Origin of the sequence: Segatella copri (genome assembly GCF_002224675.1) — a bacterium.
In the GTDB taxonomy this organism is placed as follows: Bacteria; Bacteroidota; Bacteroidia; order Bacteroidales; family Bacteroidaceae; genus Prevotella; species Prevotella copri_U.
Genome location: NZ_NMPZ01000012.1, coordinates 45,921 through 62,278, shown reverse-complemented (window position 1 = coordinate 62,278; position 16,358 = coordinate 45,921). Strand labels below are relative to the sequence as shown.

Sequence of the window (16,358 nt, the reverse complement as noted above, 5' to 3'; positions counted from 1 at the left end):
TCGCCTTTTTCTATTTATCTGTTTGCAAACCTTTTAGTTGCTCCTTTACTTTCGCTGTAAGTTTAGCTTTTTCCTTTTCATCCTTCAACTTATCAGCTTTTGCCAAGAACATCTGGAGATAGAGTTTTGCCTGTGGCTTCATCTTGGCTCCGATATACATTTGCGCAGCATTATAATAGTTGTGAGGATCGTCCTCGTCATCATATTCGATGCACTGGGCGAAGGCATGACCTGCATTCTCGTATTCCATTTTATAGTAATAAAGCTCAGCAAGTTGCTGGTTTACATATAGTCCACGACTGCGAGGGTAAGCCACGGTTATAGACCGTTCCAGGTTGATGATGGCGTGTCTTGCCAGGGTTTCCTTTTCCACGATGTTCTTAGTCTGTTCGGAAATCTTCTTGCAAGTCATGCCCAAGTAGAAGAGACAGTTCATATTTGGGTTGTCTTTCTTCATCTCTGCCGCCTTGTTCAGATAGATATAGGCTTCTCGGTACTTTTCCAAGTTATAATAGCACAATCCTATGACGAGGTTAGACTCAAAATTGTCGAATCCATCGGCTATAAGCTTCTTGTATCTAGGGATGGCTTGCTCGTATCTAAGCTGTAAATAGAGTGAATAGGCAAGCTCCTTGTTGATGAGAATGTTCGTGGAGTCACGTTTTTCAACATACGACAAGGCGAATGCTGAAACGCTTTCAGGCTCCCCATAGTTGTTCCATTGCTGAAGTAGGGTGGCAAATACCTCCCCGTCGTATGGGTATTTGCCATAGATAGTCATGCCATATAATTCTACCTTTTTTTTATCGCCAAGATTAAGATAGGAATAGAACATCATACGCAAGTCTTCATGGTTGAGACTGTCGTTAGGAATGCTATCCATGCAGGCGATGCACTTCTTGTTGTCGCCACGAAGACGATAGCAAGAAGCGAGCTTTCTGAGAACATTCAAATCGTGTGGATGCTCATTGATATATTGCTGGTAATAGGTGATGGCATGGTACGAGTCATGCTCGTTCATGCAACTGTCGCCCTGCAGTATCAAGCGATGGATGGGAGTTTGTTCTTTCTTGGCTGATATTCCGATGATTCCAAGGAATACCAAACAGATGATGAATATAAATCTTTTCATTCTTATATTGTTCGTTTGTTGTTATGATGTAGAATACGATCAGTTAATCGAGCTGGAGTTACTCCAGCTCGATAGGGTTGCCCTTGTTGCTTCGGTTTAGAGCCTTGATGGCACCTTCGGGTAATTTCTTAAACGTAAATCCAGTTTTTCTCGCTGTTGCTTTGAGAGCTTCTGCGCCATCAAATTTATGCTTAGCCTCTCTTAACTCTTTCTGTGTTACTTTCTCTCTTGCCTTTTCCGTGAAAGTTATGCTTTCGGTCCCATTCAATGTGCTCATACCGATAGCATTGAATATGTATTGTTTGTTCTGGTCGTAAGCAAGTAGAACAAGACCAGGCAGTCCGGAAATTTTCCAAGGTCCTTCGCTTATAGGTATGTCTTCTGAGTACCAGGCATACCAGGTTCTGCCTTTGAAGAGTGCTTTTGCCAACAGGCATTTATAGCCAATGATGGTAGTCGTGCTATCTGGGATAAGCTGCCAGTTTGGTACCTCTAATTGTTCTGTACATTGGTAATAGTTACCAAGGACTTTATCCAGTAAAGTGGTTTGCCCCTTTGATGGATAGTTCTTGTAAAATTCCCAATGGATTCTGCCACCTCTAGGAATTTTACTCATGTCATATTGCCCAGTCTTAGCTTGTTCATCCATGATAGAATCGGATATTTGCTTGGTTCTATCATAGAAATGAGTTGTCTTGCTACCGATGTCCAGTCGCATTTCGCTCTCCCAATAGTTGTAGGGAACTGTTGTGGTATCTGGTACCATTTTCCCATTGTAGGTGATGCGATAGTTTACCTTGTCAATATTGACCACTTTCTCATTTTTGTTGCCTTTCTGAGCATTCAAGCTGCATACTGTGAGTATGGCTGCTAATAATAATGTTATTCTTCTCATAGTCGTTTGATGTTTTAATTTCGGATGCAAAGGTAACACAAATGATAGATATAGCCAAATCGGAATTACATGCCAGTGAGAATAGATATGTTGATAACGAGAGAGTTACGATTAGGAAAAACTTAAAATACAAGCTTTTTGTAATGCTTCGATAACTTAATGGAGCATAGCGGAAAAATGATGGGAGTGCTTATCTGATGATGTCATCGAACGACTCTACTCCAGTGTCACTCTTGATTCTCGACTTTCTTACCCTGATATTCGAGAGAGAGTATTGCAATATTTGCATCACTTCCTCATCGCTCTTGCCGATATGGTAGAGGATGCAGAAGAGGCTTTGTGATGGATTCAAGTCGTAGTTCTCCAATCGTTCGCTATACTTCTCGTCTATCACCTTGAAGCTGGCGAGAAGTTGTCGGATGCCTTGCTTACCTATCTGGCTGATGTTTTGATTTTGTATCGTCATCGAATAATACACCAAGCCTTGGCTGATGTCTGTGAGCTCGGTAATTTGAGCCTTGTATTCCTCGATGTCCTTGTCACGGCGTTTCAGTTTGCGAAGCTGGGTGGTGATTTCGTGGTTTAATCGTTCGCATTGCTCCGATAATGAAGAGTTCTCCACATCTTTTAACTGGTGCAGTGACTCATGCAAGTTCTTAATCGTTTGGTGAGCCTTTCGGATTCTGGAAATGGAGAGGTAAGTCATCGTCAGGAGAATGATGAGCACGATGATGATTCCTACAAATATATAGGTCTTAACCTTTTCATAGCGATAACGGGTGTTACCACCCTCGTACATCAGTTTTACTTGATTTTCCTTTTCTGAGTTTTCGTCTTTGACAAGCAAAGGAGCTTCTTGTCGTAATTCGTGGGCAACACGGTTTGCCATGAGCGTATCTCCTTTTTGTAGGGAGAGAAAATATAAGGGGAGATAATACTTATATCCTAAAGCAAAGAAATAGGATCCCCATGACTTTATGAGTTCCTGATTTATGTTATATTCTTCTTTGATATGCTGCATGGCGAAGGCATGGGTTTCCTTGCTGTTTCTTGTGAGCAAGCGATAGAAATCGATGTTGTTGTCGTATTTTACTCCGAAATTGTCTTGCGCTTTCTTTGCATAGCTTATCAAGATGGAATCAGGCACATTGCCCCTGTCCATCAAGGCTTGGAAGTAATGATAGTACATGGGTCCCAAGGTACTGTCCTTGTTCTCTTTGATTTGATTGGCTACTTCGAAAGCTTGGTTGGCAAGTTCCTGATCCTGGTTGTTGATGCTGCGATAGAGTAGTGCCCAGGCACGGTAGCGGATATTGTTGGTTTGGCGAGCCTCGTCTTCTAACTCTACGGTGTAAATGTTTTGGTGGGTAATGCGACACAATATGTCGTACATATCCAGCTTCTCCTTTTCTCTCATGTTGCTATCGTAGGCGATGGCCTGTGAGAACCATTTGATGGCTTTTGCGGTATCTCGATAGTTGTTGAGTATCGAGGCTCCCTTATAATATAAGGAACGTGCAAGAAGGGGGTCATCCTTTTCGTTCACGAAGATGTTGATGGCATCGTCTATGTAGTTTTCTTTATAGATGTAACCATTGAGTTGATACTCTATCTTGGCTGTTAAGAGCTTATAGTAGCCTTTGTTGTCGTTGCTGTCAGCACGAGAGAGGAATACCTTGGCTTGTGCTGGGTATTCGTCGGCAAGATCGTCTATCTCAGGGAAGGATAGGCGATATCCTGAGTCCATGCAACTAGAGAGAATGGCTAGCTGTATGATAGTGAACAGAAATATGATGATTTTCTTGCTTGTATAAATCATATTGTTATCGTCAAATTATCAACTTTACATTTGTTGTTTCAGAAATCTTTTTGCAAAAGTACAATAAATTGTCGATAAGAACAAGAAAATAAGCTTTCTATTTCAGATTTTTGTAGAAACTCGCAAAAATCTGAAATGGAAAGCCTTTGAGATGTCCCTATCGCTCGATTGGATTGAAAACACGTTTCCTTGCTTTTGGTTTGATAGGTTTTCCATTCTCATCTGTCCATTTTTCATCTCTTAGCATCTCACTTCCATCGTCTCTCTGCTTGATTTTGGTGAGGTCAGACTGGGAAACTTTCTCAGCCTTTTCTGGCTTGGCGTATTTGAGAGTCTCCTTGCCTTTCAGGTCTTCCAGCCCGATGGCGTTGAGATAGAATTGTTGCTGTGCATCGTAGGCACGGAGTATAAGACCTGGCAGACCGCAGAGTTTCCAAGGACCTTCTGGCACAGGGATATCCTCAGCATACCAAGCTAACCAAGTTCTTCCCTTGAAGTTGGTCTTGGCGAGTTGGCAATGATAGCCGATGATGGTTGTAGTGCTGTCTGGGATGAGTTGCCAATCGGGAGTCTCGGCCTTTTCGATGCAGTGATAGGTTGTCAAAACCCACGATTCTTGAAATAGGGTCAGACCGTTCTTTGGGTAGTTCTTGAGGAATTCAAAGTCCATGCATTTTACCGGCTCGGCTTTTCTTAGGTCAATGACACCGCCTGAAAGTATCATTTGTAAGACTTGCTGTTCCCATTGCTCCTTGGACTGGTTATAGAAGTGAGTGATGTTGCTACCGATGTCGAGTCGCATCTGTGCCTTGCGATAAATATATGGTATTTGTGTGGTGTCGTTTACCTGTTTTGCATCGTAGGTGATGCGATACTTCACTTGGTCGAGGGTGAGTGTGTCCACGCCCGATCTCATCTGTGCTTTTGCGGTCAGGCTGCCTAAGGCGAGGATGGCTGCAAGAATCATTAGAATCTTTTTCATGTTCTCTATTTATTTTTTTATGCTTATTTACGAGTAAGACGCAGAGATAGGGAAAAGGTAAACAGAATAATGACGGTCAGTTGAATTATCTGAAGCAGAAATAAGTACTCATAGGGGGATACAGTATATAAATATAAAACTCCTGATATCAACAACAAAAAACACCCGTCTCTTTTCTGAGATGGGTATTTTTGTTTAGAAGGAATACTGGGCGGAAATCATCAGTTCGCGGGGGCGAAGCTGATAGCTGTCGGTCAATGTACTGATGCCGCTATAGATGGTTTCCATATAGTTCTTCTTGTTGAAAAGGTTTCGAAGCTCTGCTGAAAGGCGGAGCTTTTTCATTCTCCAAACTGCCGATGCATCGCCAAGGAGGGTGTTTAGGTGGTTGCCCTCTTGCAGCTCATTGTGATAATGTACGAGCGAGAAGGAGAGGTCCACATGGCTGATGGTAGCGGTGGCAGATACGCTTTGGCGCCAATTAAATAACGATGACTTCGCCATTTTCTGGCGTTTCGAGTTGTAAAAAGAGAATTCTCCCTCATAGCTAAAGGCACACCAAGATGGCGAGAAGTCTATGCTGGGCTTCACTGTATAGTTGTCGGCGGTGTAGCTGATGGCATTGCCGCTGCTGTATTGCTCACCCTTGCTGTAGTTGTAACTGCCCTCCAGGCGGGTTTTCAGATGCAGGTCGTAGAAGCCCTTCGATATGTAGAGTGATGCTCCTAGATTGTTGCTCTTGCTGTCCTGCTTATATAATGAGGTATAGTATTTGCCATCCACGATGCGTAGGTCGGATGCCGTGTTCATCCAGTTTTTGCTGGCATTGACCGATGCGCTGAAGAAGATTTCCTTGATAGGGCGCTTGTAGTCGTAACTCAACTTGCCATAAAGAGAGCGAGTTATCGGAATGATGTCGCTCGAAGTGTACCAAGAGCGATAACTTTGACGATATTGCTTCATGGCGTAGTTGGTGGCATTGCCTGTTCCTGTACTGTATCCTGTGTAGATAGTCAACTCTCTACGGAAATCCAATTTCTTATATAAGTAAAGGTAGGGTGATATGGTAAGTAGAGTTTTCTGTGGATAGGTGAAGCGTTCCCAGATGAAATCGGGAGAGAACGACATACGGAACGTCTCGGTCTTGTATTGCCAGTAAGGGGTGAACTTCCCTGTGATGTTAAGGCTGTTTTGACCGATTTCATCGTGACTATTTTCGATGAATCCGTTGTTTTTGCCGATTTTATCGCTTCTTTCCTGATATTTCGCATAGATGTTGTTGAGGTCGATACTCATTCTATATTCCTGTGTCCAGTGGAAGCGATTCTTCATCCACTGTAAGGCGTGGGCTGTATGCCAAAGGTTGGTGCGGATGCGATTGCGTTCGTCGTTAACGTAGAGGTCCGCCACACCATGGTGATAGTCGGCAGTGCTACGCCAGGAGAGTTGACTTTTCTTGAAGACGAGAAGACGGTAGATACTTGCCGAGAGGTCGAGCTTTGGGATGCGGACACGTTGGGTAAGCGTGTCGTTGATGTTTGACAAACCGTCGCTTTGTGCTGCGCTGAGGCTGATACTCTCGTTGCCATAATGCTCAGCCTTGTTTACCTTGTTCTCCCATTGCAGATTGAAGGCATCGCTGATCATTGTCTTGTGGTTATGCTCCGTGGTAACTGTAGGAGCTTCGCCGCCGAGGTCGTAGATACTTATGTTCTCTCGCTCTTGTCGGGTTACCGTACGAAGATAGTTGGCTTCTATGCGAGTCTCTGCATCGTCCTTGTTCTTCTTGATATGGTTGATGGAGTATTTTTGCGAGGTGTTGAAGCGCAGGCGTTCTTCGTCGATAGGAGCGTCAAGCGATGGTACTGATATCCATGATGGAAGGGAGGCTGGAGCCAGACGATTGCTGTAAGATGCGAGTTGGTTAAGTGCATAGCCGAGATTTTTGCCTGTTCTGTCGTATTCTGCATCATACATCATCTGTTTCTTCTTGCCAATTTGCATGATGTTGATGCTTCCGCCTACGTGGGACGGATGCCCTACGAGCATGTAAGGCTTGAGGGTGGGCATCAGTTTGTCGCGGGCACTATCTTTCAGGGCGATGTTCATCGCTACATTATCTGTAAAGGTCTTGTTCTGGAGCGCCTTGATAGGCTGGTCATGCTCGATGACTTCGGCCTTTTTCACATCTTTTGCCTTGATGTTCTCCTCTAGTTGGTTATATTTGCCACCGGTCAGGTCGAGACCTTCCACAGTGAATCGATTGATGGGCTTACCATTGTAGTTGATACGACCATTCTTCTCTATATCCACGCCTGGCAGCTTTTTCAGTACATCTTTCAGTGAGTTATCTCGTTCGTTGGCAAAGCGGGTGAGGTCAAAAGATATGGTGTCTCGACCCGTGATGCGAGAGCCTTTTACTTGTACTTCCTTCAAGACAAAAGCTGTTGAAGCCATACTGATGATGGTTTCTTTTCCCGATGAAACCGCCGTTTTTTGCTTTTTATAGCCCATATAGGAAGCTTGCAGCATATCGCCAGTTTGTTTTTGTGCTATGGGAATCAGGAAAGTTCCGTCTCCCTTGCTGCGTGTAAACTTCAAGGGCTTTCCATTACGCAGCAGCGTAACCGATACGTTGGTCAGGCGATTGTGTGTAAGTGAATCTTCTACATAACCGCTAATTTTCTCTTGGGCAAACGCATGGAACGCCACGAACAGAATAGTGAAAAGAACTATTATTTTCTTCATCTTTTTTCTCTCTTTTCTATTTTACCTTAGACACTTATCTTGCTAATGTCTTTAAGACGCTTGTCTGGCAAAAAAGTAAACTGCTAATTATCTTTCAATCGGATTGTATGGCTCAGCACGCTTGGAATGCTTCAGGATATTTCCTTTTTCATCCTTGATCTTTACAATTGCAGCATACTTGGCATCTTGAAGCAGATAACCGATTGGATCGGCATAGTATTTTTTGTAAATGGAGGTCAATGATTTGCGGTCGATAGGCTCGAAAGTCTTACCTTTATAATAGATAGGTAGGGAGTCTTTGCCTGTTGTGAGTCCTACAGCTGTAAATCCATAATCGTTCTCGGAGTCGTGAGCTTTGAGAATCAATCCCGGCAGTCCGCTCAGCTTCCAGGGACCATTGTCAATAGGGATGTCTTCCGTGTACCATGCAATCCATGTTCTACCTTTAAACTTGGCAATAGCCTGGTGGCACTCGTAACCGCAGATGGAATCGATACTGTCTGTGAGTTGCCAGTCTATCGGTTCCATCGGTTCAATGCACAAATATCTGTCAGCAGCAAAGAAATCGAGATAGGCAGTCTTGCCCTGTTCTGGATAGTTCTTATATACTTTCCAATTAATCTGTCCGCCATTACCGGAGAAATTGACAGGTATTCCTTTTGCCATATTTGCGGAGATGGTAGAGTCTCTTTGGAATATCGGATAACTGTAGAATGCGGAATACTTGTTGCCAATCTGCAAGAGCATTTTCTCTTCGATGCGGCCAATGAGGGTGTCGGTCTTGGTATATTTCTTTTCGTAAATATACTCGGCATCATATACTACCTGATACTTTACCTGATCAATGGAATCTCCCATGCCAATGCTTGATTCATCGAACAGGTTTACTGTTTGAGCTTGGAGCATGCAAGCATATAATGCAAGCCATGCTATTAATAATACCTTTTTCATAATCTTCGTCAATTATTCATTATTTTATCTGTTTCTTTCGTTTTTGTGATGCAAAGGTACTGAGATCATCCGATGAAATCGATGATTTCTGTTACTGAGTTATTACTTTTGCTTCTTTTCGCCTATTATTATTTTATTACTCTTGCCTTTGTTTACGGATTTTTCAGTAACTTTGCCGTCAAATTCAAAAGATCAGGAATGTATGAACAGTAACAGTAAGCTGAAAATAGTGTGGATGGTATGTGGGGTAGCAATCGTATTGTTGTTCTGCACGCAGGCATATTGGCTCCATCTTCAATGTCAATATAGCTTAGACCAGCAGGTAGAGCAATTCAAGAAGGATTGTGATGAAGTGTTAGCGCAAGATTTGAAGAATAGAAAAAAGTTGCAGGAGAATTCATCTACGAAAGGTCGAAGAGATACGGTTATGCTTAAGATAGAATCTGAATATGATATGAAGAAGGGATGTAGCCGTACTACGCTTTCTTTTTGGAACAATCACCGCTTTCTTGTCCGTTTGAATGATCCTGATCTTACGGGTGATGATGCTTATCTCATCATCAGCAGATATCTGGCTTATATTGGTAAGCATCCCTCGTTGGCTTCTTATCAAAGATTACTGGATGATAAGGGATATGGGAAGATATCCTTTTTTCGTCATCTTGATTACAAGACCGTCTTCCTGAATGCAAAATATGATGTCGAAGGCAGATGGTCACGTGTGGTGACGGTGAAGTATCAGACGAACCCAATGTTTCGCCAAGGTATTTCTTTTCAGGTGCTCATTCCTGTTACTCGAACGCTCAAAGCCATGATGTGGCAATTGATAGGAAGCATCTTTCTCTTTTTCATATTGATAGGATGTCTGTATTATCTGGTTAAGACCATAGTCTTCCAGAAACGCATTGACGGCATTCGCCATGAGTTCCTGAAGAATATGATTTATGAGTTGAAGCAACCGAAAGAAGGCGACAAAGGTGAAGAATCTGCTGTTTTTATCGGTTCCATTTCTTTCTACTATGCGCAGAATGAACTGCAATGTGGTAATTCCAGAGTAGTCATCACATCTCGTCAAGCTGAAATTCTGAAGCTTCTTGCCGAGAACCAGAACCAGCTTGTAGAGCGGGATTTCATACTGAATGAAGTCTGGGGTGATGATTCATACTCCAATTCCCTTGCCCTGAACGTGCAGATTACCTATCTTCGCCGGGCATTGAACCTGGATGAAAAGGTAAGTATCGAAGCTGTCATCAAGAAGGGATATATCCTGCGAACCTATTGATCTTGTTATCAACTCTCATCTTTTTAGAAAGGTGGGAGTTTTTTTATCTTAATTTATTTTGTCCTTCACCTATTTTGTTGTAACTTTGCAGGCAGAAATTCGAATTTAAATTATTTTATGTAATTATGGCAAAAAAAGCTCTTTTAATGATTCTCGACGGATGGGGAATCGGTAAGCATGATAAGGGTGATGTTATCTTCAAGACTCCAACTCCTTATCTCGATTATTTGACAGCAGTTTCAGCACATTCTACTCTCCAGACTTGTGGCGAGGACGTAGGTCTTCCTAACGGTCAGATGGGTAACTCAGAGGTAGGTCACCTCAACATCGGTGCTGGTCGTGTGGTATATCAGGACCTCGTTAAGATCAACAAGGCTTGCGAGAGCGGTGACATCTTGAAGAATCAGGAGATCATCAACGCTTACAGCTATGCTCAGAAGACTGGTAAGAAGCTCCACTTGATGGGCTTGACTTCTACCGGTGGTGTTCACTCTTCTTTGGATCACCTCTTCAAGTTGATTGAGATTGGTAAGGAATATGGTTTGAAGGAGACATACGTTCACTGCTTCATGGATGGTCGTGATACAGACCCTAAGAGCGGTAAGGGCTTCATTGAGGAGGTTCAGGCTTGCTGCGACAAGAACGGTGCACACATCGCAAGCATCGTAGGTCGTTTCTATGCTATGGACCGTGACAAGCGCTGGAACCGTGTGAAGGAAGCATACGACTTGCTCGTTGAGGGTAAGGGTAAGCAGGCTGACGATATGGTGAAGGCAATGCAGGAGAGCTACGATGAGGACGTAACAGACGAGTTCATCAAGCCAATCAATAACTCTAAGGTTGACGGTACTATCCAGGAGGGTGATGTTGTTATCTTCATCAACTACCGTAACGACCGTGCCAAGGAGTTGACACAGGTATTGACTCAGCAGGATATGCCAGAGGAAGGCATGCACACCATCAAGAACTTGCAGTACTACTGCATGACTCCATACGATGCAAGCTTCCAGGGCGTTCACATCCTCTTCCCTAAGGAGAACGTAATGAACACTCTCGGTGAGTACTTGAGCGCACAGGGCAAGAAGCAGCTCCATACTGCAGAGACAGAGAAGTATGCTCACGTAACATTCTTCTTCAATGGTGGTCGTGAGACTCCATACGAGGGCGAGGACCGTATCCTGGTTCCTTCTCCAAAGGTGGCTACATACGACCTGAAGCCAGAGATGAGCGCTTACGAGGTAAAGGATAAGTTGGTTGGTGCTATCAACACACAGGAGTACGACTTCATCGTTGTTAACTTCGCTAATGGTGATATGGTAGGACACACAGGTATCTACAACGCTATCGCTAAGGCTGTTCATGCTGTTGACAACTGCGTAAAGGACGTTATCGAGGCTGCCAAGGCTAACGATTATGAGGCTATCATCATCGCTGACCACGGTAATGCAGACCACGCTATCAACGAGGACGGTACACCAAACACCGCTCACTCTTTGAACCCAGTTCCATTCATCTACGTAACTGACAACAACTCAGCTACCGTTAAGGATGGCCGTTTGGCAGACGTTGCTCCTTCTATCCTCCACATTATGGGCTTGGAGCAGCCAGCTGATATGACAGGTGAGAACTTGATTATTGACTAATAATAATTTCGGAAGTCAAGGCTTTTTGGAGCCTTGACTTCTTTAACTTAAATCATTATGGACGTAAAGATAGAAGAAAGTTGGAGACAGCATATAGGAGAAGAATTCGACAAGCAGTATTTTGTTGACCTCACAAACTTCGTAAAAGAGGAATACCTTCGTACACCCTGTTATCCTCCGGGTCGTTTGATTTTCAATGCCTTCAATCTCTGTCCTTTTGATGATGTAAAGGTAGTGATTATCGGACAGGATCCATACCATGAGCCGGGGCAGGCAATGGGGTTGAGTTTCTCTGTGCCGGATGGAATCACTTTTCCACCATCATTGATTAATATATTCAAGGAGATTCAGATGGATCTCGGCACTCCGATGCCAGCCACTGGCGATTTGACCCGCTGGGCGAAGCAGGGAGTCTTGTTGCTCAACGCCACCCTTACCGTTCGTGCCCATCAGGCTGCGAGCCATCAGCGCAAAGGCTGGGAGGAGTTTACCGATGCAGCCATCAAGGCACTCAGCAAGGATAAGGAACACCTGGTGTTTATCCTCTGGGGCGGCTATGCCCGAAGCAAGGCGAAACTCATCGACACGAGCAAGCACCTGATATTGGAAAGTGTGCATCCTTCGCCATTATCAGCCAACCGTGGCGGATGGTTTGGCAATCATCATTTCTCCCGCTGCAATGCGTATCTGCAGCAGAATGGTATTTCGCCTATCCAATGGTAGGTACACCTATTAATATATAGCTATCCACTCATGGGTAGCTATCATTATTTTTATTATACACTCAAAGAAATTTATTCATCTCAAAAACATTATGAAGAAAGACGAACTGCGTATTCTGCAGGTGGGCAACGTATTGGTTTCACCTGATATCATCACCGAAAAATTCTGTTGCGACCTTGATGCCTGCAAGGGTGAATGCTGCATCGAAGGCGATGCGGGTGCTCCTGTTACCCTGGATGAAATCATGGAGATAGAGGATGCGCTCGATGTGGTTTGGGATGATCTCTCGGCTTCTGCTCAGGCTATCATCGACAAGCAGGGCGTGGCTTATACGGATATTGAAGGCGATTTGGTAACGAGTATCGTGAATGGTAAGGATTGTGTGTTTACCTGCTATCAGGACTTGAAAGACTTGGGCGATGGACATACCATTCCGAATTGCTGTCTTTGTGCCTTGGAGCGTGCTTATCGCGAAGGCAAGTCGAAGTTCAAGAAGCCTATCTCCTGTGCCTTGTATCCGATCCGTGCCAAGGATTTCGGCAATGAAGTGTATGGCATCAACTATAATAAATGGCGCATCTGCAAGGATGCCATCAAGAAGGGTGAAGAGTTGAATCTTCCGGTTTATAAGTTCCTGGAAGGTCCGCTGATTGAGAAGTTCGGTAAAGAATGGTATGATGAGCTTTGCGAAGTGGCAGAGCAGTTACTTGCCGAATTGGAAGATTAATAAAAAAAGAGATTTCGAAAAGCTTGGTAGCTTATTCCGAAATCTCTAATCCTTCAATATCCACGATATCACTTTCCTTGAATCTTCCTTTCCAGGTAAGAGTGTATATCTTTTGCTTGCTGAATTTAAATCGGCAGAATGCCTGCTCATCCAGTTCTCCGTTGCAGATGTACAGGAAATCATTGATCTTTAATCTGGTTCCTTTGCCGGCTCCTCGCAGCGTAAGGCGGATGGTGCCATAGAAAGGTCTGCCAAAGTCGATGTTGTAACCGGTGGAGTCTCTGTATGTACAGGCTGGTTTCAATACCTTGTAGAGCTTATTCTCGTCCTTGATAACCTTCTTGTCGCCGAAGGCTTTATAATTCATAACATAGGCAGAATCTTGTCTATATTTGTCTGTGATGACGCAACCGGTAGGGTGAATCCATCCGTAAGGTTGGTATTCCTCAGATTTCCAAGCCTGCGTATTGGTGTGGGCATGGAAGCGTTCGCCTTCTCCATTGCTGCATTCCTTGAGTTGTCGGCAGAACCATTTGCCGTCTGCTTTCTGATAGAATGGAATGCTGTCCTGCTGCCATCCGTAGAATTCCAGTGAGAGTTGCTTGCCGTAGCTAGGCTTGCCTTGTGGGGCGTACCATACAGCAATCACATTTTCGCCATTTTTGAGGAAGCGGGTTACGTCGATGGTTCGGTTCAGAAGAATGCTGTCCTTGATACCGTCGAATTTCAGGCTTCCCGTTACGTTTCTCTCATTGATATAGAGTTTGTAGTTGCCAGTGCTTGCTATATTCATAAAGGCCTGGGTGGGGCACTCGTCCATGATATAACTTTGGCGGAACCATACCTCAGAAGAATCGTTGGGCAGGGGATAGGATATCCAGTGGGTACCGAACTCCTGTGCATGGGAGCTCAGTACCCAAAGTATAGAAATGATGAGAGTTGTTATGTATCTCATTGATTTACTTTTGTCCTTTACTTTAATGTTTTGTCTTTTACTCTAATAGATAACTATAGTCTTTTACTCTATAGATATAGATAAGATGGATGTGGATCTTTTATCTGATGGTCTTTGTTTCTCCTGCCTTGAAGGTAAGGATTTTCTGTTTGCCATTGTAGAGGATAGTCAGATTACCCTCGTTTTTGCTGGTGATGGTTGCCTGAGTCAATTTGCCTTTGTTCCATGCGAGCGATACGCCATAGTTGCCACGGGCCTTTAGACCTCTTATTTCTCCTGCCTGCCATTCCTGTGGAAGAGCAGGGAGTAAATTCATCGTTTCACCATCGCATTGCATCAGCATCTCGCAAACACCTGCAGTTCCTCCGAAGTTGCCGTCTATCTGAAATGGTGGATGGGCATCGAAGAGGTTAGGATAGGTACCGCCACTGTGATGCTTTCTATCCTTGTAAATCTCAGGACTAACGTAGGTGAGCAACTTGCGGTATATCTGGTAAGCCTTGTCGGCACGATGCAGACGAGCCCAGAGGTTGATTCTCCAGCCTGTGCTCCAACCAGTAGAATTGTCGCCCTTGATTTCCAAAGTCTTGGTTGCAGCTGCAGCAAGCTCGGGTGTCTTTGCTACCGAAATCTGGTGGAAAGGATAGAGACCGAGCAGGTGAGACTGATGGCGATGATGCCAATCCTGGTCATCCCAATCGTGATACCACTCCATCAGGTTGCCTCGCTTTCCAATGTGGTAAGGACGCAGGTGATTGAGGGCAGCTTGCAACTGCTGCTGGTAATCACTGTCGATACCTAGGGCTTTCGCTCCCTTGATAGTGTTCTTGAAGAGCTCACGGATGATGGCAAGGTCGGCGGTTCCACCATAGAAACTGCTGCCACGGTAGCCCTTATCGGTGATATAGTCTGCCTCTGGCGATGTGCAAGGGGCTGTAATCAGTTCGTTTGGATTGTGTGGATTCGGAATAAGCCACTCCAGCAGAAAATCGGCAGCGCCTTTCATCAAAGGATAGGCTGTATTGCGGAGATATTCCGTATCACGGGTATAGTCGTAGTGATCCCAGAGGGTTTCTACAAGCCAAGCTCCCCCCATCGCCCAATTGCTCCATTGTGGGCTCTCGTTTCCGGTTCCCACAGGGTTGCTCATCGCCCACGCATCGGTATTATGTCCGGCACACCATCCCTTATCGATGCCGTAGAAGTGCTGGGCATTGTGGCGACCTGTTACCGACAAACCTTCTACCAATCCATCTACAGGAGCAACCAGTTCGGAAAGATTGGCAACTTCTGCCGGCCAGTAATTTTCTTCCAGATTGATGTTGATGGTATAGTTGCCACGCCATGGAGAGCGAAGGGCTGGTGCCCAGAGTCCCTGCAGATTGGCTGGTACTCCCTTGGTGCGGCTACTGCTGATGAGCAGGTATCTGCCATATTGGAAATAGAGCTGTTCCAGATAAGGGTTGTTCTCGTGGTTGTCGCTATAGGCGAGCAACTGCTGGTCGGTAGGGCGGGAAGCATCAAACTTGGCACCTTTCAGGTTCAGGCTTACTCTATCAAAGAGTTTCCTGTAATCAGCGATATGACGCTGTTTGAATTCATCATAGGTGAAGTTGGCAAGATGCCAGGCATCATCAGATACTCTTTCGATATATGGAGCCCCTTTTTTCACCGGGTGTTTGTCGAAGCCATTGTAGCTTGTCTCGTTGACAAGATAGATGATAGCCTCGCTTACATCTTTTAGATGGAGCACTGAATCGTCAGCCCATACCTGTCCGTCGGTGTTCTTTACCTGAAGTATCGCACAGTAATGCGTACTGTTGGCTTCATCTCCCAGAACATGACCTGTCATGGTGATTTGTCCTCTGGATGCTTTCACCTGATGAGGAATGAGAGAGGTCAGGGATATGTCGCTGTTGATGGCTCTCTTTTGAGAGGCACTCAACTTGATGGCGATCATCTTGTCAGGATGTGAAGCAAAATACTCCTTGGTGTACTGGATGCCATTGCGCTTGAATTGTACTGTAGCAAGGGATTTGTCGAGACTTAACTCACGATAGTAATCAGTAAATTCTCCCTGGTTGCAGTCTATGATATTGATCATGCCCAGCGGCTGGTAGAACTCCGAGTTGTGTCCTTGTACATAGTGCTGTAGGGAATCGGCAGTCTTGTAATCTTCCTTAAACAGGGCTTCTCTGATTTTGGGAATCCACTTGTAGGCTTCGCCACCTTCGTCAGGGTTTACAGGAACGCCCGTCCATAGGGTGATGTCATTGAGCTGGATGGAATCATTGTTGGCTCCGCCGTAAACCAGCGCACCCAGTTTGCCATTGCCCAGTGGCAGTGACTCTTCGAAGGCGTATGCAGGCTTGTTGTACCACAACTTGTTGGGTAGGGGAGTTTTACTAACTGTTGCCGCCTGGCAGTTCAAGAACGTTGAGGCAGCTAGCGCAAACGTAAAAAGCAGATGCTTCATAAATTTAGTTTTGTTAGTTGTAAAA

At 44.6% G+C, this 16,358-nt stretch carries 12 protein-coding genes; 4 read left to right on the top strand and 8 right to left on the bottom strand.

Translation table 11 applies throughout. The features are described 5' to 3' along the window. Positions 1–10: 10 nt before the first annotated feature. The 6 genes from CFT61_RS08980 to CFT61_RS08955 form a co-directional block, all read right to left on the bottom strand. Complete coding sequence (locus tag CFT61_RS08980; protein WP_089544103.1) at positions 11–1,132, bottom strand: tetratricopeptide repeat protein; 1,122 nt, start codon at positions 1,130–1,132, stop codon at positions 11–13. Positions 1,133–1,190: 58 nt separating this feature from the next. Continuing rightward, positions 1,191–2,027, bottom strand: coding sequence for a GLPGLI family protein (locus CFT61_RS08975; RefSeq protein WP_089544102.1), 837 nt, complete (start codon positions 2,025–2,027; stop codon positions 1,191–1,193). Positions 2,028–2,217: 190 nt separating this feature from the next. Next, positions 2,218–3,846: a hypothetical protein gene (locus tag CFT61_RS08970; RefSeq protein ID WP_089544101.1), complete on the bottom strand. Its 1,629-nt coding sequence runs from the start codon at positions 3,844–3,846 to the stop codon at positions 2,218–2,220. A 157-nt stretch (positions 3,847–4,003) separates the two neighbouring features. After that, the gene (locus CFT61_RS08965) at positions 4,004–4,828 is read right to left on the bottom strand and encodes a GLPGLI family protein (protein ID WP_089544100.1); all 825 of its coding nucleotides are present in this window, start codon (positions 4,826–4,828) and stop codon (positions 4,004–4,006) included. A 195-nt stretch (positions 4,829–5,023) separates the two neighbouring features. Next, positions 5,024–7,576 (bottom strand): TonB-dependent receptor, encoded by a 2,553-nt coding sequence (locus CFT61_RS08960; protein ID WP_142990599.1) that lies wholly within the window; start codon positions 7,574–7,576, stop codon positions 5,024–5,026. Positions 7,577–7,663: 87 nt separating this feature from the next. Beyond that, positions 7,664–8,527: a GLPGLI family protein gene (locus CFT61_RS08955; RefSeq protein WP_089544098.1), complete on the bottom strand. Its 864-nt coding sequence runs from the start codon at positions 8,525–8,527 to the stop codon at positions 7,664–7,666. A gap of 202 nt (positions 8,528–8,729) precedes the next feature. On the opposite strand from CFT61_RS08955, the gene CFT61_RS17260 reads away from it, so the two are divergent. The 4 genes from CFT61_RS17260 to CFT61_RS08935 all read left to right on the top strand — a co-directional run bounded on the left by CFT61_RS17260 (position 8,730) and on the right by CFT61_RS08935 (position 12,902). Then, entirely contained in the window at positions 8,730–9,809 is a 1,080-nt protein-coding gene (locus tag CFT61_RS17260; protein WP_254918916.1) for a winged helix-turn-helix domain-containing protein, read from the top strand. A gap of 125 nt (positions 9,810–9,934) precedes the next feature. Beyond that, the gene (gpmI, locus tag CFT61_RS08945) at positions 9,935–11,452 is read left to right on the top strand and encodes a 2,3-bisphosphoglycerate-independent phosphoglycerate mutase (protein WP_089544097.1); all 1,518 of its coding nucleotides are present in this window, start codon (positions 9,935–9,937) and stop codon (positions 11,450–11,452) included. Positions 11,453–11,509: 57 nt separating this feature from the next. Then, positions 11,510–12,175: a uracil-DNA glycosylase gene (locus CFT61_RS08940; RefSeq protein ID WP_089544096.1), complete on the top strand. Its 666-nt coding sequence runs from the start codon at positions 11,510–11,512 to the stop codon at positions 12,173–12,175. A 91-nt stretch (positions 12,176–12,266) separates the two neighbouring features. After that, positions 12,267–12,902, top strand: a complete 636-nt coding sequence (locus CFT61_RS08935) for a DUF3109 family protein (protein ID WP_089544095.1) — start codon at positions 12,267–12,269, stop codon at positions 12,900–12,902. Positions 12,903–12,933: 31 nt separating this feature from the next. Here CFT61_RS08935 and CFT61_RS08930 read toward each other — a convergent pair whose 3' ends face one another. Beyond that, positions 12,934–13,857: a hypothetical protein gene (locus CFT61_RS08930; RefSeq protein ID WP_089544094.1), complete on the bottom strand. Its 924-nt coding sequence runs from the start codon at positions 13,855–13,857 to the stop codon at positions 12,934–12,936. A gap of 100 nt (positions 13,858–13,957) precedes the next feature. Beyond that, the gene (locus CFT61_RS08925; protein ID WP_089544093.1) at positions 13,958–16,333 is read right to left on the bottom strand and encodes a glycoside hydrolase family 95 protein; all 2,376 of its coding nucleotides are present in this window, start codon (positions 16,331–16,333) and stop codon (positions 13,958–13,960) included. Positions 16,334–16,358 lie beyond the last annotated feature (25 nt).